Source organism: Caulobacter sp. FWC26 (assembly GCF_002742645.2).
In the GTDB taxonomy this organism is placed as follows: domain Bacteria; phylum Pseudomonadota; class Alphaproteobacteria; order Caulobacterales; family Caulobacteraceae; genus Caulobacter.
Genome location: NZ_CP033875.1, coordinates 2879872 through 2898134, shown reverse-complemented (window position 1 = coordinate 2898134; position 18263 = coordinate 2879872). Strand labels below are relative to the sequence as shown.

Annotated in this window: 14 protein-coding genes; 8 read left to right on the top strand and 6 right to left on the bottom strand. The window is 67.0% G+C overall.

Going from position 1 to position 18263, the window contains the following annotated elements; all coding sequences use genetic code 11:
- Positions 1 to 92: 92 nt before the first annotated feature.
- The 4 genes from CSW63_RS15250 (at position 93) to CSW63_RS15235 (ending at position 3794) form a co-directional block, all read left to right on the top strand.
- Positions 93 to 1601 (top strand): murein L,D-transpeptidase, encoded by a 1509-nt coding sequence (locus tag CSW63_RS15250; RefSeq protein WP_062098784.1) that lies wholly within the window; start codon positions 93 to 95, stop codon positions 1599 to 1601.
- A gap of 74 nt (positions 1602 to 1675) precedes the next feature.
- On the top strand, positions 1676 to 2326 hold the full coding sequence (locus CSW63_RS15245; RefSeq protein WP_082749679.1) for a DUF882 domain-containing protein: 651 nt from the start codon (positions 1676 to 1678) through the stop codon (positions 2324 to 2326).
- 108 nt (positions 2327 to 2434) lie between these two features.
- Complete coding sequence (locus CSW63_RS15240; RefSeq protein WP_062098783.1) at positions 2435 to 2767, top strand: hypothetical protein; 333 nt, start codon at positions 2435 to 2437, stop codon at positions 2765 to 2767.
- Between the two features lie 652 nt (positions 2768 to 3419).
- Positions 3420 to 3794 carry a GFA family protein gene (locus CSW63_RS15235; protein ID WP_062098781.1) on the top strand — a complete coding sequence of 125 codons (375 nt, stop codon included), beginning with the start codon at positions 3420 to 3422 and terminating at the stop codon, positions 3792 to 3794.
- Between the two features lie 70 nt (positions 3795 to 3864).
- Here CSW63_RS15235 and CSW63_RS15230 read toward each other — a convergent pair whose 3' ends face one another.
- Both CSW63_RS15230 and CSW63_RS15225 read right to left on the bottom strand, forming a co-directional pair.
- Entirely contained in the window at positions 3865 to 4905 is a 1041-nt protein-coding gene (locus tag CSW63_RS15230) for a substrate-binding domain-containing protein (protein WP_062098779.1), read from the bottom strand.
- A 116-nt stretch (positions 4906 to 5021) separates the two neighbouring features.
- Positions 5022 to 7346 carry a transglycosylase domain-containing protein gene (locus CSW63_RS15225; protein ID WP_099503315.1) on the bottom strand — a complete coding sequence of 775 codons (2325 nt, stop codon included), beginning with the start codon at positions 7344 to 7346 and terminating at the stop codon, positions 5022 to 5024.
- Positions 7347 to 7680: 334 nt separating this feature from the next.
- On the opposite strand from CSW63_RS15225, the gene CSW63_RS15220 reads away from it, so the two are divergent.
- Positions 7681 to 8463 (top strand): SDR family oxidoreductase, encoded by a 783-nt coding sequence (locus tag CSW63_RS15220; protein WP_062093552.1) that lies wholly within the window; start codon positions 7681 to 7683, stop codon positions 8461 to 8463.
- 15 nt (positions 8464 to 8478) lie between these two features.
- Here CSW63_RS15220 and CSW63_RS15215 read toward each other — a convergent pair whose 3' ends face one another.
- Positions 8479 to 10560, bottom strand: a complete 2082-nt coding sequence (locus tag CSW63_RS15215) for a TonB-dependent siderophore receptor (protein ID WP_062093553.1) — start codon at positions 10558 to 10560, stop codon at positions 8479 to 8481.
- Between the two features lie 146 nt (positions 10561 to 10706).
- Between CSW63_RS15215 and CSW63_RS15210 the strand changes: the two genes are divergently transcribed.
- Genes CSW63_RS15210 through CSW63_RS15200 form a run of 3 tightly spaced genes read left to right on the top strand, consistent with a single transcriptional unit; the run spans position 10707 to position 14247 of the window.
- Positions 10707 to 11432, top strand: coding sequence for an ABC transporter ATP-binding protein (locus CSW63_RS15210; protein WP_062093570.1), 726 nt, complete (start codon positions 10707 to 10709; stop codon positions 11430 to 11432).
- A complete protein-coding gene (locus CSW63_RS15205) occupies positions 11429 to 12877 on the top strand; it encodes a DUF3526 domain-containing protein (protein WP_099503317.1) in 1449 nt (482 codons plus the stop codon). Before CSW63_RS15210 ends, CSW63_RS15205 begins: the two co-directional genes overlap by 4 nt.
- Positions 12874 to 14247 (top strand): DUF3526 domain-containing protein, encoded by a 1374-nt coding sequence (locus CSW63_RS15200; RefSeq protein ID WP_062093555.1) that lies wholly within the window; start codon positions 12874 to 12876, stop codon positions 14245 to 14247. Before CSW63_RS15205 ends, CSW63_RS15200 begins: the two co-directional genes overlap by 4 nt.
- A 3-nt stretch (positions 14248 to 14250) precedes the next feature.
- Here CSW63_RS15200 and CSW63_RS15195 read toward each other — a convergent pair whose 3' ends face one another.
- The 3 genes from CSW63_RS15195 to CSW63_RS15185 are packed head-to-tail and all read right to left on the bottom strand — an operon-like array spanning position 14251 to position 18208.
- The gene (locus CSW63_RS15195) at positions 14251 to 15486 is read right to left on the bottom strand and encodes an MFS transporter (RefSeq protein WP_062093556.1); all 1236 of its coding nucleotides are present in this window, start codon (positions 15484 to 15486) and stop codon (positions 14251 to 14253) included.
- Positions 15483 to 16388, bottom strand: a complete 906-nt coding sequence (locus CSW63_RS15190; RefSeq protein ID WP_062093557.1) for an ROK family protein — start codon at positions 16386 to 16388, stop codon at positions 15483 to 15485. Before CSW63_RS15190 ends, CSW63_RS15195 begins: the two co-directional genes overlap by 4 nt.
- The gene (locus CSW63_RS15185; RefSeq protein ID WP_099503319.1) at positions 16385 to 18208 is read right to left on the bottom strand and encodes an alpha-amylase family glycosyl hydrolase; all 1824 of its coding nucleotides are present in this window, start codon (positions 18206 to 18208) and stop codon (positions 16385 to 16387) included. The genes CSW63_RS15190 and CSW63_RS15185 overlap by 4 nt, the downstream gene beginning before the upstream one ends.
- Between the last annotated feature and the right edge of the window lie 55 nt (positions 18209 to 18263).

Below are 18263 nucleotides of genomic sequence, written 5' to 3'. Positions count from 1 at the left end.
CGCCTTTCGCGCTACCCGCGTTGACGCGGCAGGGGCCACACGGCCATCTGTAAACCTTAACGCGGTCTGGCCGCGCGGTGAGTTGTTCGACGGTGATGCGATTTTCGAGAACCTGCGGCGCCCTGGCGGCGACGTTGAGCCTTCTGTCCCTCGAGGTCGCCCAGGCGCAGTCGCAAAGACCTCCGCTGGCCGGCGCTCGACCCGTGCAGAACGTTCCGCTGGTCACGCCGCATCCCTCAGTGATCCCGCCGGACCTGTCGGCGGTGCAGCTGAGTCCCGACCAGGTGGAGGTGTTGCGGGCCGTCCTTGGCGACGCCTACAGCCATGGCTTCGCCATGAGCGTGTTTTCGCCGGATCGCGCGATCGAACTCTATATGTCCAACGACCCGGGGGCGCGCGCCGCCGGCCAGTCGCAGCTCGTCAATCTGACCCTGGCCTATGCCCGCGCCGTGCGGACCGGTCGTCTGCCCATCAGCGCCTTCAAGGCCGAGTGGGGGCTGCGCCCGGCGGCCTATGATCCGACCCCGGAGTTTGTCGCGGCCGTGCAGCAGGGCCGCCTCGCCGAATGGCTCGACGCCTTGCCGCCGCCTTATACGGGCTATCAGACCCTGCGCACCGGTCTGGTCACCTATCGCGAGATCGCTGCCAAGGGCGGCTGGCTTCCCATCGCCGCTGGTCCCGACCTGAAGGAGGGCGCCACCGGGGCGCGGGTGATCGCGCTGGAGGCGCGTCTGGCCGCCGAGGACCCGACCGTCGCCGTGGACGCCGCGCCGGTCTTTGACGCCGCGCTGACCCAGGCCGTTCAGCGCGCGCAGAAGCGCTTTGGGCTCAATCCCACTGGGGTCGTCGACAAGGCGACGCTAGGGGCGCTGAACATCCCGGTCGAGCGCCGCATCGACCAGATCGTCGCCAATATGGAACGCTGGCGCTGGCTGCCGCAGACCCTGCCGGCCGATCGCATCCAGGTGAACGTCGCCGCGGCGATCCTGTCGGTGTTCCACCACGACACGCCGACCCTGACGATGCGGGCGGTCACGGGCCGCCCCGGCGACGAGACGCCGATGCTGTCGTCGATGATCCACAGCATCGTGCTCAATCCGCCGTGGAACGTGCCGCAGTCCATCGCGACCAAGGAACTGTGGCCGAAGGAGCGGGCCAGCCCGGGCTATTTCGCGCGGAACGACTTCATCGTCATCCCGACCGAGGGCGGCGGCTCGCGCCTGCAGCAGAAGGCCGGGCCCAAGGCGGCGCTGGGGCAGGTGAAGTTCGACTTCAACAATCCCTACGGCGTCTATCTGCACGATACGCCCAGCCGCTCGCGGTTCGACAGCTTCAGCCGTCTTGCCAGCCATGGCTGCGTGCGCCTGCAAAAGCCAATCGAGCTGGTCAACGAGGTGATGCGCGACGATCCGACCTGGACGCCGGAAAAGGTCAACGAGACCCTGGCTTCGGGCGACACCGTGCGGGCCAAGCTGCCCCAGCAGATCGCCGTCTACCTGCTGTATTGGACAGCCTATGTGACCCCGGACGGGCAGGTGAACTTCCGCCAGGATCCGTATGGATGGGATCGGGAGCTGGTGCAGCGTATCGCCGCACTTTGATACTGCTCAGCTTGCATTCTTGGTCTGTATGAGGTGTCCTCCCGACCTTCTGTGTCGGGGTGTAAGGCGTACTCATGCATCGACGTAAGCTGCTCCAGTGGGGGCTGGGCGCTATCGGGGTTGGGCTCTCGCCGCTGGCCGCGCGCGCCGACGACGACATCATCGGTGCGATCCTGGAGGGAAAGGTCCCGCAGGCCGCTTCGGTTCCCGCGCCGACCAGCGTCGCCGCCACGGTGGCCTCGATCGACCCGCCGACGTTGAAGCCCGCCGTCGATCCGCGCTGGGTTCACCTGCACAACATCCACACCGGCGAGAAGCTGGAAGCGGTTTACTGGGAGAACGGCGCCTATGTGCCGGACGCCGTCAGCGCCCTCGACAAGGTGCTGCGCGATTATCGTAACGACGAGGTCCATCCCATGGATCCCGGCCTTTATGACCTTCTCGACCAGATCGCCCGCAAGACCGAGAGCAAGGGGCCATTCCAGGTCATTTCCGGCTACCGCTCGCCGGCGACCAACCGCCTGCTGTCCAAGCGCAGCGGCGAGGTCGCCAAGAAGAGCCTGCACATGGACGGCAAGGCGATGGACATCTTCCTGGAGGATGTCGCGCTCAGCCACGTTCGTGCTGCGGCCCTCGACCTGGGCGTCGGCGGGGTCGGTTACTACCCGACCAGCAATTTCGTGCATGTCGACGTCGGACCGGTCCGCAAGTGGACGGGGACCTGAGCTCGCCGCTCGCCTCTCAGCCAAATTCGGTAACCAAGCGCTGGCTCGCACGTTTAGACCATGATAGCCGGCGTTAAGGCTGTTTGAGCGCGAAAGGCGGACCCTGAGATGAGCGAGCGTCGCGGCAACCCGTTCGGGTGGGTCCTGCTGGGTTTCATCATCGGTGTTCTGGCGACCTTCGGGAGCATCCTGTTCCTGACCTCCAGCGGTGGCGGCTATGAGGACGGCCCGGCGGAAACGCGGACCGCCGCCGACAACGCTGCGGCCGCCGCCATGGCCGCCCGCGCCCCTCCGCCCGCGCCGGCCAAGACCGAGACCGTCGCGCCGGCGCCCGAACCGCCTGCCGTTCCGTCCGTACGCCAGACCGGCCCCGCGCCGGAGCTTGACTCGCAGGTGGCCGACGACGCGGCCGCGGCCGGCATGACCTCGCGGACGCGATAGGCATCGAGCCTTCTAATCTCGGTCAACTAAGCTATCACGCTCAGTCCGCTAGTGCACTGCACAGGCATAATTTCCTTAGAGCTGCCGCGCGTTGAGTATGTCAACAAAAGTTGAACTGGTATTCGAAAATCAAAAAAAGATTAGATCTAGGGGTGATCTGAATGATCAATTCTTTAACTTGGCAACATGTATTCAATTGTTATGGATTTGAATCACTTCTAGTCAAAGTCAAATGGGGGTGGATCGTCGTGTTTGCAAGGAACTAACTCGATAGTGGAATAAGCGCTAGATTGTCCGGTGAGGAAGAGTTGACCGCTACAATTTAACACCGAGTCACCAATGACTTCTGAAAACGAAGCATCTGAGAAATAAGTTCTCTCGACTTGGTAGGCTGGCAATGCCTGCGCGGGTGCTATGGGGGACAGGCTCGAACAGACAACGGTAGCGATTGCGACGAGTTTGCGGATAGAGGGTGGCTTCAGCATGGATTCCTCCTTCACCTGACCATAGCGTCTCATGGGCCTCTGCGTTATGCAACCATAGATTCTTAATCTGAATTTAAAAACCTAAGATTTCCTTTTCTATGCCGACTGCTGACACCCGCTGGCGGTAGGTATCGCGCAGACTTCCTGTCGGATCAGGGAGATGCGCGTTGATAGTCAAGGGAAGCTGCTGCTGCGGCGGCGTTCGGTTCGAGCTGTTCGGGCGCCCGGAAATGGTGGGCCTCTGCCACTGTTCGCGCTGTCGCAAGGCTGGATCGAGCGTCTACGCCTATGTCCGCGTCGAGGCGTTCTCCTGGGTTTCGGGACGTAATCTCGTCGCCCGCTACGCGCCCCAGCCGCCACATCGGTTCAATCGCTGTTTCTGCGGCCGTTGCGGGACGGCGCTGGGCGACCCGTTCTCGGGGCGCATCCTGGCGATCGCCGCCGGTTGCCTGGACGAGGTTCCGAGCCTGACGCCCGATTTTCACGAGTATGTGGCGGATCAGCGGACCTGGCGCTGCGTCGCCGCCCGAGAGGAGCCCTGAACCACCGAGCGCGCACGAAAAAGGCGGCCGCATCAGCGACCGCCTTCGTCGTTCTCACCTCTGGCGAGGACTAGTTCTTCGGCGCCGGCATCGGCGTCAGGGCGCTGGCCTTCTGTTTCATCTGGACGTGAACCGCCGGCGGCAGCGGGATCATGCCCCGGTTCTGCAGATAGCCGCCGCGGCCCGTGGCGGCGTCCGAGACGAATTCGGCCACGAATTCCTTCAGGCCCGGCGTCACACCGACCTGCGACTTCTTCACATAGATGTAGAGCGAGCGCGACAGCGGGTACTGACCGCTGGCGATCGTCTGGGCGGTGGGCTTCACGCCGTTGATCGTGGCGCCCTTGATCCGCGAACCGTTCTCTTCGAGGAACGAGTAGCCGAAGACGCCCAGGGCGTTCGGGGTCTTTTCGATGGTGCCGACGATGGCGTTGTCGTTCTCGCCCGCATCGACCCAGCCGCCGTCGGTGCGCATCGGCGACACGGTGGCCTTGAACTTCTTCTCGTCGGCGGTCTTCATCTTGGCCAGGGTCGGCAGCTTGGCCGCGCCGCCTTCGATGGCCAGCTCGATCCAGGCGTCGCGCGTGCCCGAGGTGGGCGGCGGGCCGTAGGCCAGGATGCGGGCGTTGGGCAGACCGGGGCCGACTTCGCTCCAGGTCTTGTAGGGCTGCTTCACCAGCTGGCCACCGCGCAGGGTCTGGTCGGCCAGGCCCAGATACAACTGCTCGAGCTTGAAGTTGAAGTCCGGGCCCTTCTTGTTCGACGCGACGACGATGCCGTCGAAGCCGATCTTGATTTCGACGATGTCCTTCACGCCGGCCTTCTGGCAGGCGAGGAACTCGGACTTCTTCATCGGGCGTGAGGCGTTGGCGATGTCCGGGAACTTCTCGCCGGCGCCGCCGCAGAACATCTTGATGCCGCCGCCCGTGCCCAGGGCTTCGATCTTGGGCGACTTCTTGCCGGTCTTCTTGGCGTAGTTCTCGGCGACGCGCGTCGAGAACGGGAAGACGGTCGAGGAGCCGGCGGCCCAGACGTAGTCGCGCGCCGCGTGGGCTTGGTCGGCGACGGCGAGCAGAGCGACGGTGGCGACCGCGCCGATGAGCTTGTTCATGTCGTCAAATCCTGAGTCGTCTAGACGGTGAGAGAACCTGCCAGACCGATGACCGGCTTTTGTCACGGCTTGGCGACAGTTTTACGACGGTGTGTCCGTGGGCGGATGAAATAGATCTAAGGTGCCTCGGGGCGCGGTTCGGGCGGGGGCGGGGCGGCTGGTGCGCCGCCGTCGGGCGACGGGGTCGGGGCGTCGGGCGCCGGGGTCAAAGGCGCGAGGGGAAGGCCGTCAGGGCCGATCTCGCCCTCTAGGGGCAGACCCAGATCTTCCAGCGGATCTTCTTCGACCACGGGGGCGATGTCGCGTCCCAGCGCCGCCAGCATGAACGCCTTCCAGATCTTGGCCGGCTCGCCGCCGCCGACCACGCCGTTCATCGAGCTGTTGTCGTCGTTGCCGAGCCACACGCCGACGACGAGATCGTCGACATAACCGACGAACAGCGCGTCGTGATAATCCTGGGTGGTGCCGGTCTTGCCGTAGGCGCCGGCGATGGCGGCCTCGACGCCCGTGCCGCGATGCGTCGCCGAGCGCAGCAGGTCGCGCATATTGGCCAGCACCTTGGGGTCATAGGCCTTGGTCTTGGGCTTCTTGAAGTCGGCCAGACCGTGCGGAACGATCGGATACTCGCCGGCGGCGACCGAAGCATAGGCGGCGGTGAGGCGGGTGAGGCTCATCGGACCGGTGCCCAGCGCCATGGTCAGGTCGGACGGGATGTCTTCGGTCACCCCCAGCTCGCGCGCGACCTTGATCACCTTGGCGGGGCCCAGGTCATGGGCCAGGCGCACCGCCGCCACGTTGGACGAGCCGGCGAAGGCGGTGATCAGCGGCACTTCGCGCGCGTGGTACTTGCCCTCGTGGTTTTTGGGCATGTAGCCGCTGACCTGGACCGGGGTGTCGAGGATGGGCGTCGTCGTCGTCATGCCGTCGCGCAGGGCGGCCAGGTAGACGAACAGCTTGAAGGCGGAGCCCGGCTGGCGTCCGGCGTCGGCGCGATTGAACTGGCTCTGCTTGTAATCGCGCCCCCCGACCATGGCCACGACCCGGCCATCCTTGCGCATCGCCACCAGCGCGCCCTGGGTGACATTGAGGGCCTCGCCGTCGCGCTCGATATAGTCATTGAGAATGCGCTCGGCCTTCTCTTGTAGTTCGGGGTCCAGCGTCGTCTTGACGATGGTCTCGCCGTAGCGCGCGCCGATCAGGGCGCGGGCCTGCGGCAGGGCCCAGTCGGCGAAGTAGGAGCCGGTAGGCAGCTTGTCCTCGGCTTCGACGGGCGAGACCTCGCCCACCGCGTCGGCCTGCGCCTGGGTGATGATCTTGGTGTCGACCATGGCGCCGAGCACCACGCGCATACGCTCGCGCGCGCCTTCGAGATTGTTGGTCGGCGCCAGGCGCGAGGGGGCCTTCACCAGGCCCGCCAGCATCGCCGCCTCGCCGATCGACAACTGCTCGGGCGGTTTGCCGAAATAGTGCCGAGCCGCGGCGCGCAGGCCAAAGGCGCCGTCGCCGAAGTAAACCGACGACAGATAGCGCGACAGAATTTCGTCCTTGGAGAGCCGCGCCTCCAGATAGACGGCGATCAGGGCCTCCTGGGCCTTTCGGCGCAGGTTGCGGTCGCTGGACAGGAAGGCGTTCTTGGCCAGTTGCTGGGTGATCGTCGAACCGCCCTCAGAAACGCCGCCCGCCTGGGCGTTGCGCCCCAGCGCCCGCGCAATGGCCTTCGGGTCAACGCCCATGTGGCTGTAGAAACGACGATCCTCAATGGCGATGAAGGCCCCCGGCACATAGTCCGGCAGCTTGGAGACATCGATCGGCGCTTCCTTGTAGGAGCCCCGCCGCGCGATGGGTGAGCCGTCGTCAGCCACCAGCACGATCGCCGAGTTGTTCAAGGGCTCCAGCGCGCGGCTGAGCGGCAGCGACCAGAACAGCGAGGCGACCAGGATGACCACCAGCGCCAGCGCCGCCCCCGCGCCGATCAGCCAGGCGGGGCGTTTCCAGATTGGCGGCTTGGCGGCAGGTTCGGCGGGCGAAGGCGGCGGCGCGGTCTCGGCCTGCGGCTCGGCGGCCGGCGAGAGAGGGACGTCGGGCTCGGCCTCGCTTGGGGAGACCTTGTCGTTCCCAGGTCCCGGCGCGATCGGCTGCGCTTCTGGGCCGGTCGCGGGTTCGGGCGGCGCCTCGAAGAGTTCGGCGTCAACCGTCTCGTCGGGCGCAGCGACGGGCGGTGTCTCAGCTGAAATCTCGGCCGGCGCCTCGGCCGCAGTTTCGGCTGTTGCGCGGCGGGACTTGCGGGCTCGGCGGGGTTTGGGGGGCGCAGGCTCAGGCGAGGCCGGGTCCAGCCCGGCCGCTTCGGTCATCACCGTCTGGGCGCGCGGCTTGCGCGGCCGGCGCGGCTTGGGCGCGGGCGCGGCGGGGACGTCGTCTTGGGGATCGTTCGGATCAGACATGGGGCTTGGCGCTCGCTTCGGGCGCAGGCCCTCACTCGTCAAGCGCGCTCATTATCACACGGCCGTGGCAAGCCAAGCGCGACGGCGGCCAAGTTTTTTTCATTTGGCCCCTTGAAGCCCGCTTGAGTGAACATAGATCACCAACGTGAGGCGAGCAGCCTCTGCCCTTTCCCAGGGCGTTTCCTCCCTACTTGTTTCAGCCCGGCCTCGTCGCCGGGCTTTTCTTTTGCCCGGCGCAACTGCTCGCCGTTCGGGCGCCGTTGACCTCCGTAAGGGGAGGCTATTAGGCGGGAACTGCAAAGCAGCATCGTCGCCTGATCTTCGGAGAGCGGACATGACCGGAGTCCTGAGCCAACTGTTCGATCTGAGCGGTCGCGTGGCGATCGTGACGGGAGGTTCACGGGGGCTGGGACTGCAGATCGCCCGCGCCCTGGCCGAGTACGGGGCGACCGTGGCGCTGGTGGCTCGCAAACAGAACGAATTGGACGCCGCGGTCGAAAGCCTGACCGCCGAGGGCCGCACCGCTGTTGGCTTCGCCGCTGACCTCGGGCTGCCGGACGCCGCGCAGACCGTGACGGCTCGCGTGCTGGAGCGCTTTGGCCGAATCGATATTCTGGTCAATAACGCCGGCGCGGCCTGGGGGGCGGCGGCCGAAGACTATCCGCTGGAAGGCTGGAACAAGGTCATGGACCTCAACGTCACTGGCCTTTTCCTGCTAACCCAGGCGGTCGCACGCGAGGCGTTCCTGAAGCAGGGCAAGGGAGCGGTGGTCAATCTGGCCTCGATCGAAGGCTTGCAGGGCCATCACCACACCCAACTGGGCACGATCGCCTACAACACCGCCAAGGGCGCGGTCATCAACATGACGCGGGCCCTGGCCGCTGAGTGGGGACCCAAGAACATCCGGGTCAACGCCGTGGCGCCAGGCTATTTCCCATCGAAGATGACGATGGCGACCTTGGGTCAGCACGGCGAGGAGATGCTGCGCCAGACGCCGCTCGGCAAGCTGGGCGGCGACACCGACCTGATGGGTCCCGCCCTTCTGCTGGCCTCCGACGCGGGCGGCCACATCACCGGTCAGATCATTGTCGTCGATGGCGGCATGACCATCATCTGACGGCGGAGTTCGGGCCTAGAAGCTGACCCGCAGCTTGCCGGTGACCGTGCGGGGCGCGCCGGGCGTGATCCAGACGTCGCTGTATGAGCTTTCCAGATAGTTGGCGTCGAACAGGTTTTCGACATCGAGGTGCAGCGAGACCGCCTTGGAGATCTGATAGGCGAGATTGGCGCGTATCGTGACGTAGTCGGGCAGCTTGAAGCCTGTGTTGGCGTCGTCGCCCGCGCGCGTGCCGACATAGACCACCCCGCCGCCCAGCGTGACCGATCCCGGAGCGTCGCCCCGCGAACGCCAGTTGGCGTAGAGCCCGCCCGAGTGCAGCGGGATGTTGCTGAGATGGCTCCCGACCAGGTTGGCGCGCGTGTCGCGGGTGACCTCGGTGTCGGTATAGGCATAGACGGCCGTGGCGGTGATCCCTGCGGGCAGACGCAGATTGGCCTCGACCTCCAGGCCTTGGCTGCGGGCGGCGCCGACAGGGATGAAGAAGCCGCCATTGGCCGGGTCGTTGACGAGGATGTTCTCCTTGTCGATGCGGAAAAGCGAGGCCGTGCCGGTCAGGCGGCTGGCCAGATCCCATTTCACCCCGGCTTCCCAGGATTCGCCCTTTTCCGGCGGGAAGGCTCCGCCCGCAGCGTCGGCGCCCTGATTGTAGCGGAACGAACGTCCCCAGCTGACATAGGCCGAGAAGGTCTCGCTGGGCGCCCAGGTCAGGGCCGCGCGGGGCGAGGCCTGCGACGGTGACTGCCGGGTGACGGTGTTGTTGCGATGGTTGGTGTTGGTCTGGCGGATCCAGTCCTGGCGCACGCCGACCAGCAGGGTGAACTGGCTGTTCAGCGTCACCAGATCCTGCAGGTACAGGCTCTGGCCGCGTAGTTCCTCCAGCAGGTTCTGGTTCAGCGCCGCGACAGGCTTGGGCTGGCCGTAGACCGGCTTGAAGATGTCGATCGCATAGGGCGTCGCGGCTGTCGGGCTGAAACGATAGAACACCCGCCGCTGTTCATAGGTGAAGGCGTCGGCGCCGGCGCGCAACTGATGCTCAAGGCCCCCGAGCTTGCCGTCGAAGCTCACCTCGATCCGGCCGGACAGATCGTTCCAGGTGTAGTCGTGGATGCGAAGCTGGCGACGAAGCTGGGTTCCCACCAGGACACTGTTGTGGGTGGACTGGCCCCTGAACGAGCCGTCGCGATACTGGACGCCGGCTTCCACCGCGACGCTGGGGCTGAAGTTGTAGGTCGTGGTCAGCTGGTGCTGGATCGTCTTCTGGGTGATCTTGCCGTCGTTGGGTTCGCCGAGGAACCGCTCGCGCGGCAGCGCCTTGCCGTTACCGCCCACCGCCACCAGGCCTCGGTCGTGCACGAAGTGAACGGTGTTGGCCTCCAACTGATAGAGCAGGCGCAGGTCGTCAGACGGCGTCCAGGCCAGCGAGGGCGCCAGCAGCAGGCGGTCGCTGCCGACGTGATCGCGCCAGCCGTCGGTGTCCTGATAGACGGCGATCATGCGCGCCGAGACGCCGCCGCCGAGCGGGCCACTGAGGTCTCCCATGATGCGCTTGGCGTCGAAGCTGCCGTAGGAGAGTTCGCCCGAACCTTGGGCGGTCTGGGTCGGCGCCTTGGTCACGATGTTGATCGAACCGCCCGGCTCTCCCTTGCCTGAGAGGGCTGAGGCGGGGCCTTTCAGCACCTGGAAACGCTCCACCGTGGCCACGTCCCTGCGGGCGTTGAAGCCGCGATTGGCGGTGAAGCGATTCACCAGCAGGTCCGGGCCCTGGTTGATGTCGCCCGAGAAGCCGCGGATCGCGTAGGCGTCCCAGGCGCCGCCGAAGCTGTTCTGGCGCGCCATGCCACCGGCGAAGTCGAAAAGATCCGACAGGTTGGTCACGCCGGTGTCGGCGATCAGCGTCTCGTCCAGAACCCGCACGCTCTGCGGCAGGCGCATGGGGTCGATGACGACGCCGTTGATGCTGGCGCTGGCCGCGCGCGAACCGGTGACCACCACGCCCTCGACCTCGTCGGCGCGTTCCTGCGCGTCGGCCATGTCTGCGAATGCGAGCGAAGAGGCGCCGGCGCAGAGGGCGAGCAGAAGGGCCTTGGGGATCATGAAGGGTCTCGCTGGAGAACGACGGTCCGGGTGGTCCGGTCGAATAGGCGAGGGGCGACTTGACGGTCAAGTTGAATGTTAAGATATAACATCACATACCGACGCGGGCGGCGTCGCGAGCGAACAACGAGGGTGGCGTGAAGAGCATCGAGGGCGACAAGGCGATCGAGATCGGGGACCTGGTGGTCCGGTATGGAGAGCGCCAGGTGCTCGACCATCTGTCGCTGTGCGTCGCCGCAGGTGAGGTCTACGGCCTGCTCGGCGGCAACGGCGCCGGCAAGTCGACGACCTTGCAGGCCATCCTCGGCTTTATCCGACCGAACGCCGGACGTGTGCGTGTGACGGGTCTTGACCCAGCCGCCGACCCGGCCGGCGTTCGCCGCGCGATCGCCTACATTCCCGAGAACGTCGCTCTTTATGAGCATCTGACGGCGCGAGAGAACGTCGACTACTTCCTCCAGCTCGGCGGCCTCCGCGCCGATCAGGCCGAGATGGATGCCGCATTCGGCGCCGTCGGTCTCGCCGAGGAGGCCTGGGCGCGCAGCGTCTCCGGCTTCTCGAAGGGCTTGCGCCAGAAGACGGCCATCGCCTTGGCTTTGCTGCGCCGAGCTTCGGTCCTGCTGCTGGACGAGCCGACCTCGGGCCTGGATCCCGGCGCGAGCGCCGACTTCAACGCCCTGGTCTCGCGGTTGCGCGGGGAGGGCGCTGCGATCCTGATCGTCACCCATGACCTCATCGGCGTGGCCGATATCGCCGACCGTATCGGCTTCCTGGAGCGTGGGCGGATCAGCGCCGAGATGGTCGCCGAGGGGGCGGAGCGCTTCGATCTGCGCGCTTTGCATGACCGCTTCTCAAGGGCGCAGGGCGGATGAGTGTGATTCTCTCGGTGGCGCGTAACGCGCTTCGCCACCTGCTCAGAAGCCGGATCGCGCTGACGGGCGTCGTTCTCGTCGCGCTGCTGACCTTGGCCGCGGCCGTCACCTCCAGAGCCTATCAAGCCGATCAGGCGGGTCTGCGCGATCGCCTGCAGCACGCGGCCGATCAGGACTTCGCGGCACAGCCCAATCGCCATCCGCATCGCGTGGTCCATTTCGGACACTTCGCCATCCGGCCCGCCAGCGGCCTGGCGGCGATGGATCCCGGCGTCGAGGCCTATACGGGGAACATGATCTTCCTGGAGGGGCACCGGCAGAACAGCGCCAACTTCGGCGACGCGCGCCAATCCTCGCTGCTTGTCCGCTTCGGCCAGCTGTCGCCGGCCCTGGTTCTGCAGGCGATCGCGCCGCTGCTGCTGGTGTTCATCGGCGCGGGCATGGTGGCGGGCGAGCGGGAGCGCGGCACGCTGCGCCAATCGCTGCTGGCTGGCGTGTCCGGCGGGACGCTGCTCGGCGGCAAGGCCCTGGCGCTTGGCGTGGCCGGCCTGATCATTTCCGCGCCGGCTTTTGGGCTGCTGCTGTGGCTCGGCGTCAACGGCGGCGCGCGCGCGTCAGCCGTGGCGTTGAGCGCGCTGGGGTATGTCGCCTATCTGGCCTTCTGGACCCTGTTGATCGTCGCCGTCTCGGCGATGGTCCAGCGCAGCCGTACGGCCCTGATCGCGCTGGTCGGGGCCTGGGCCTTCAGCGTCGTGCTCGTTCCTCGCCTCGCGCCGGAAGTCGCCGCCGGCCTGACCCCGTTGCCGACACGGGTGGAGACCGACATCGCCGTCCAACGCGATCTGCGGGCCATGGGCGACAGCCACAATCCCAATGATCCGTACTTCGCGGCCTTCAAGCAGAAGATGCTGAAGCAGTATGGGGTAAGCCGCGTCGAGGATCTGCCCGTCAACTATCGCGGCCTTCTGGCCATCGAGGGCGAGAAGCTGACATCCAGCCTGTTTGACCGCTACGCCGACCAGGCCTTCGGGGCGATGGCGGCGCAGGGGCGGGTGATGGACGCCTTGGCGGTGGTCAGCCCCACCATCGCGATCCGGCGCCTGTCGATGACCCTGGCCGAGACCGATCTGTCAGCCTATCGCCGCTTTCTGGAGCAGGCCGAAACCTATCGCTACGACTTGGTCCAGCGGCTCAACCGGCTGCAGGCCACGGCCGTGACCGCCGAGGACGATGCGGCCAAGAGCAAGAGCGCCGCCGCCGAGGCCCGCAGCCGGATCTCGGCCGACCATTGGCGGTCGATGCCGCATTTCACGCCGGACCGTCCGTCCGTCGGCGAGGTGACGGGCCGCGCATTGCCGTCCTTGATCGTCCTGCTGCTCTGGCTTGCCGCCGGAGCGTTCTTGGCGGCCCGCGCCGGTCGCCGTCTGAACCGGAGCGCCGCATGAACGCCCTGTTTCGCGAGGCGCGGTTTCTGCTGGGCCTGAAATCGGCCGTCGCGGCCGTTCTCTGCCTCTTCCTGCTGTCCGCCGTGGCGGTCGGCGCGGGGGTGGTCGAGGTCGCGCGGCAACAGGCGACCATCGCCCGGATCGCGCCCCAACAGGCGGCCGACGTCGCCGCGATCGCCGACTGGGCGTCGCGCGAGAAGGACCCCGGCAACGCGGCCTACTACACCTTTCACGCCACCTGGGACCCGCCTTCGGACCTGGCGTTCGCGGCGATCGGCACGCGGGACGTCTCGCCCTACGTACTGCGCGTGCGGGCCCTGGGCTTGGAGGCGCAGCTCTATGAGGGCGAGATCGGAAATCCCGAGGCGGCGCTGCCGGGCCGCTTCGATTTCGCCTTCGTGCTGGTCTATCTGGCCCCGCTGTTCGTGATCCTGCTGTTCCACGACCTGCGGTCGGGAGAGCGGGAAGCGGGGCGGCTGGGCGCGCTGACGGCCTCGGCGGGTTCGCCGTCCGGATTGTGGCGCGCGCGGATCGCGGTGCGGGCGGCGGGTCTGTTCCTGGCGCTGGCGGTTCCGTTCCTGATCGGCGCAGCGATCGCCGGGACGGCGCTGTGGAAGACCGGGGCGGTTCTGCTGGTCGTGCTGGCCTATCTCGCCTTCTGGACCACGCTCAGCGTCGTGGTGGCCCGAGCCAAGCGCGGCTCGCTCGCCAACGCCATGACGCTGGCGGCGGCCTGGATGACGCTGACCCTGATCGTGCCTGCGATCGGTCACGTGGTGATCAACAGCGCCATTCCGCTACGCCAGGGCATGGAGCTGGGTCAGCGCCAGCGCACCGCCGTCCATCGGGCGTGGGACATCCCGAAATCCCAGACTATGGACGCGTTCTTCCGCACCCATCCCGAATGGAAGGACACCGCGCCGCTCACCGAGGCGTTCCATTGGAAATGGTATTTCGCCTTCCATCAGGTGGGCGATGAAAGCGCCGCGGACCTGGCGCGCGCCTATCGCGACGGCGTGCTCAAGCGGGCCGCGTGGAGCGAGCGGCTGGGCTTTGTGACGCCGGGTGTGGCCGCGCAGCTGGCGTTACATCGCCTGGCTGGCGCCGATCCGGCCGCGCAGATCGCCTATCAGGATCGCATCCGGGCGTTCCATGGGGCTCTGCGCCGGTTCTACTACCCATATCTCTTCCGGGACCGCCCATTCGGCCGCGACGACTTTGCGCGCGCACCGCAGTACCAAGCCGCCCCCGATCCGGGCGGTTGGCCGGGCAGCTTGCTGCTGGGCCTGTTGGGGATGAGCGCCCTGGTCGCCGGCGCCGGCGCATGGCGATCCAGGCGAGAAGGGCGTGGCGAAGGCGTGTTGCTTTAGAGGCTAGTCCGCCACGACATAGTCGGCTTCCTGCCGGGCCAGCAGCTTATGGCGGCTGGGGTCGGCGACCAGGTTGAACGCGGCCAGCAGCGCCAGGGCCGCGGCCAGCACAGTCGCCAGCCCAAAGCCGTAGCTGGCGTCGCCGAAATGGTCGCTGACCAGGCCCATCATCCAGGGAGACACCACCGCGCTGACGCAGGTGAAGAACAGGATGACGCCGGAGACCGAGCCGTGCTGGGCCTTGGGAAAGCAGCTGATGCCTTTGGAGTTCAGGGTCGGGTAGAGCACCGACATGAACAGGCCCGAGAACGGCAGCGAGAACACCGCCACCTCGCGCCCGCCCGTCAGGGCCGCGCCGAAGCAGACCAGGATCGCCACGCTGCAGAGCGCGACCACTTGGGTCCAGGCCAGGCGACTGAGGAGCCAGGCGCCAAGGAAGCGTCCAGCGGCGCGCAGAACGAAGAAGATCGACAGGGCGTACGCCGCCAAAGCGACGGCCGGCCCCTTGTACCCCGCCAACAGGGTCGGCATCCAAACATAGATCGCCGTCTCGACCCCGACATACAGCATGATCGCCAGGCTGAAGCCGAGCGCGTAGGGGTTGCCGAACATCGCCAGCGTCGCACGGGGATCGGTCTTCTCCTGCGCCGTCCGCGGAACCTCGGGATAGCGGACGGTCATCGCCGCGATGATCAGCAGGACACATAGCGCGCCGGCGATGACATAGAGCCACTTCCACGAAGCCCCGTTCGCCAACAGGGCGGCCACGATCGCCGGTCCGATGATGGCGCCCAGGCCAAAAAATCCCTCCACCATGTTCATGGTGGCGGTGTGGGCGCGGGTCGAGGTCGAGATGTCGCCGATCAGGGCCAGGGCGCCGGTCTTGAAGACCCCGATCGCCAGTCCCGAGATCAGCAGCAGTCCGACGAAAAAGCCGAAGGTTTGGCCCACGGCGAACAGAAAGGCCGTGACGGCGAAGGCGACCAGGCCAATGACGATCGTCGCCTTACGGCCCAGTCGATCGGCAAGGAAGCCCAGACCCACCCCGCCCAGCGCGATGCCGGTCATGCTGGCGTAGTGGAACGAGCCCGCCGCCGCCATGCCCAGCTCGAAGGTCTTGATTACGTGGGGGATGATCACGCCGACCGAGTCGGTGGTCATCGCGAACATCATGAACATCAGATAGGTCAGGATGCGGATCCGTCGCGGGTCCTGCGTGACCTGTGCCGTCGACGTCATTGCGTCAGCTCCTGGACTTGTGGGTTGGCGGCCTGGGCCAAGGCGACCGCCCCGAGGAGACCGGCGTCGCCGCCGAGCGCCGGAGCGACGACGAGGGTTTCGATCGCCGCGTCAGTGGTCAATGCGTCAAGATAGCCGGCGAGGGCGCTCTGTAGCTTGGCTCGCGCACGGCTCAGCACGTGCGGGTTCATGCCGACGCCGCCGCCGACGATGATGCGCTCGGGCGATACGGTCAGCGCGAGGCTGCACAGCAGTTGGCCCAGATAATCGGCGACAAGGTCCCAGAGGGGGTCGTCTGCGGCGAGGGTCTCTCCGGGGGCGCCAGTCCGCGCCGCCAGGGCCGGTCCGCTGATCAGGCCTTCCAGGCAGTCGCCGTGGAAGGGGCAGGCGCCGATGAACGGGTCCCTGGCCGCGTCGCGCCGCACCAGCAGGTGGCCGGCCTCAGGATGCAGAAGGCCGTGTACTGGCGCGCCGTTGACGATCAGGCCGACGCCGACGCCGGTGCCGATCGTGATATAGGCGTAGGTGGACAGGCCCTTCGCTGCGCCCCATCGGCCTTCGCCGAGCGCCGCGCCGTTCACGTCGGTGTCGAGCGCCAGCGGCGCGCCGAACCGATCGCTCAGTCGCTGAGCGACATCCGCGCCGGACCAGCCGGGCTTGGGTGTCTTGAGAATATGGCCCCAGTCCGAAGCACGCCTGTCGAGACGGATGGGGCCGAAGCTGGCGACGCCGATCGCATCGAACCCGCCCCGCTTGGCGTCGAGCACCGCCTCGATCCGCGCCAGCGTCTCATCGGGCGAGGTGGTGGCGATCCGCGTCGCGGGCGTCAGGTCGGACGGGCTTGATCCGAAAGCGACCAGCGCCTTGGTGCCGCCAAGCTCGATCGCAGCGACGCGGCTCATCGAGCGACCAGCCATTTCTGCGCGTAGGACTCCAGGCGAACGACGGAGGCGGCGGCCTCGTCGGTCAGGATATCGAGCGCGTCCTCGGCATAGGCCGGGGGCAGGGTGATCTCCACGGGTTCGGCGGAAAGATTGGCCACGCACAGCAGTTGGCCGGCCTCGCCCATTCGCTGGAAGGCCAAGACCTGACGCGCCCCCAGGTCAATCGGCGCGGCCGCGCCGGAGACGCCGAAGGACGCCAGGGCCCGCGCCGCGCGCCCAAAGCGGGCGAAAGCTGTGAACAGGCCAGACTCGACGGAACCCGACGCTCGACGACGCTCGGCCCGACGCCAGTCCATCAGTGGACGATGCAGCCAGCGCCCGTCGCCTGCGCGGAGGGGGTCTTGTTCGTAGGTCTCGTCATCGCCGAGGCCGATCTCGTCGCCCATGTAGATCAGCGGCCAGCCATCCAGCGCGTGAATCACGCCGTAGAGCAGGCAAAGGCGGCGCGCAGCTGCGCTCTCGATGTCGTCGGCCGCGTCGAGGCCGACCAGGGAGGCCGCCATCCCGTTGGTGGACGGCACGCCGCCATCGGCGGTCTGGAAGGCGCGCCCTCGCGAGAAACCCTCGCCCCGGCCATAGGCCGCCGACCAGCGCGCCAGATCGGCGGGCGGCGCATAGGCGGCGAGCGCGTTCCAGATCAGGTCGTCGTGACAGCGGACATAGTTCAACCAGACGCCCTGAGCGGGCTTCCGCGCGGCCACGGCCAGGCAATGACGCGCGATGGCGGCGTCGCCGTCGGCCAGCGCGGCCCACAGGGCGGTCATGACCACATTGTTGTAGGCGAGGTTGCAGCCCGGCGCCGCGCGACCGAAGAACGGGATGACGTCCTCCAGGCTCTCGATCGCCTCGGCCAGCAGCACGACGCCCGGCGCTACGATCGACAACGCCGCGCGCCAGGCCTCGACGATGTCATAGGTCTGGGGAAGGTTGCGACAGGTGGTGCCGGCCTGCTTCCAGAGGAACGGCGCGCTGTCGAGCCGGAAGCCCTGCGCGCCCTTGCCGGCCAGGAAGATCAGAACCTCCAGCATCTCGGCGAAGACGGCCGGGTTGGCGTAGTTCAGGTCCCACTGGAACGGATAGAAGGTGGTCCAGACATAGCCGCCCATCTCCGCGTCATAGGTGAAGCTGCCGGGGGCCGTGTCGGGGAAGACGTCGATCAGCTCCTGGTCGCGGCCGGCGGCGCTCTGCGCGTCTGGGAGCACGATATAGTAGTCGCGATAGGCGGGGTCGCCTGCGCGCGCCTTGACGGCCCAGGCGTGTTCGCGGGCGGTGTGGTTGCACACCACATCCAGGATGAGACCCATGTCGCGGCGGCGCAGGTCGTCGGCCAGAGCCTCAAGGTCGTCGATCGTTCCCAGCTTGGGATCCACCTTGCGGTAGTCGGCCACGGCGAAGCCGCCATCGCTGTCGCCAGGACGTGGCTCCAGAAGGGGCAGGGGATGGAGCCAGCGCACGCCCAGGTCGGACAGGTAGTCCAGCTTGTCGCGAACGCCGTTCAGGTCGCCGGCGAAGCGATCGACGTAGAAGGTGTAGGCGCTTTGGCCCGGCGTCTGCAGCCAGTCGGGGTCGGCTTCCCGAGCCGCGTCCAAGGCGCGAAGGGGTTGTGGACGCGCCAGCGCAGCGTCCATGAGCGTGCGCTTGAGACGATCCATCACCTCCGCGCCGCGCGGATGCTGGCCGTAGAGACTGGCGAAGCGCCGCTCGATCTCCGGCCAGAGCCGCGTAAAGCGGGCCTGGACGCGATTCTCGTGCGTCGGGGTCGATGCGGCGAAGGCCATGCCAGCGAACTCGTTGAAAGAGGAGCCTCGCCCAGCCTTGAACGGCTTGGCGAGG

What these genes read in the sequence shown, in the direction of transcription:
- CSW63_RS15225 (WP_099503315.1), bottom strand. Translation starts at nt 7,346, where the DNA reads ATGTCTGATCCGAACGATCCCCAAGACGACGTCCCCGCCGCGCCCGCG.
- CSW63_RS15215 (WP_062093553.1), bottom strand. Translation starts at nt 10,560, where the DNA reads ATGATCCCCAAGGCCCTTCTGCTCGCCCTCTGCGCCGGCGCCTCTTCG.
- CSW63_RS15185 (WP_099503319.1), bottom strand. Translation starts at nt 18,208, where the DNA reads ATGGCCTTCGCCGCATCGACCCCGACGCACGAGAATCGCGTCCAGGCC.
- CSW63_RS15205 (WP_099503317.1), top strand. Translation starts at nt 11,429, where the DNA reads ATGAGTGTGATTCTCTCGGTGGCGCGTAACGCGCTTCGCCACCTGCTC.
- CSW63_RS15220 (WP_062093552.1), top strand. Translation starts at nt 7,681, where the DNA reads ATGACCGGAGTCCTGAGCCAACTGTTCGATCTGAGCGGTCGCGTGGCG.
- CSW63_RS15230 (WP_062098779.1), bottom strand. Translation starts at nt 4,905, where the DNA reads ATGAACAAGCTCATCGGCGCGGTCGCCACCGTCGCTCTGCTCGCCGTC.
- CSW63_RS15245 (WP_082749679.1), top strand. Translation starts at nt 1,676, where the DNA reads ATGCATCGACGTAAGCTGCTCCAGTGGGGGCTGGGCGCTATCGGGGTT.
- CSW63_RS15190 (WP_062093557.1), bottom strand. Translation starts at nt 16,388, where the DNA reads ATGAGCCGCGTCGCTGCGATCGAGCTTGGCGGCACCAAGGCGCTGGTC.
- CSW63_RS15200 (WP_062093555.1), top strand. Translation starts at nt 12,874, where the DNA reads ATGAACGCCCTGTTTCGCGAGGCGCGGTTTCTGCTGGGCCTGAAATCG.
- CSW63_RS15195 (WP_062093556.1), bottom strand. Translation starts at nt 15,486, where the DNA reads ATGACGTCGACGGCACAGGTCACGCAGGACCCGCGACGGATCCGCATC.
- CSW63_RS15240 (WP_062098783.1), top strand. Translation starts at nt 2,435, where the DNA reads ATGAGCGAGCGTCGCGGCAACCCGTTCGGGTGGGTCCTGCTGGGTTTC.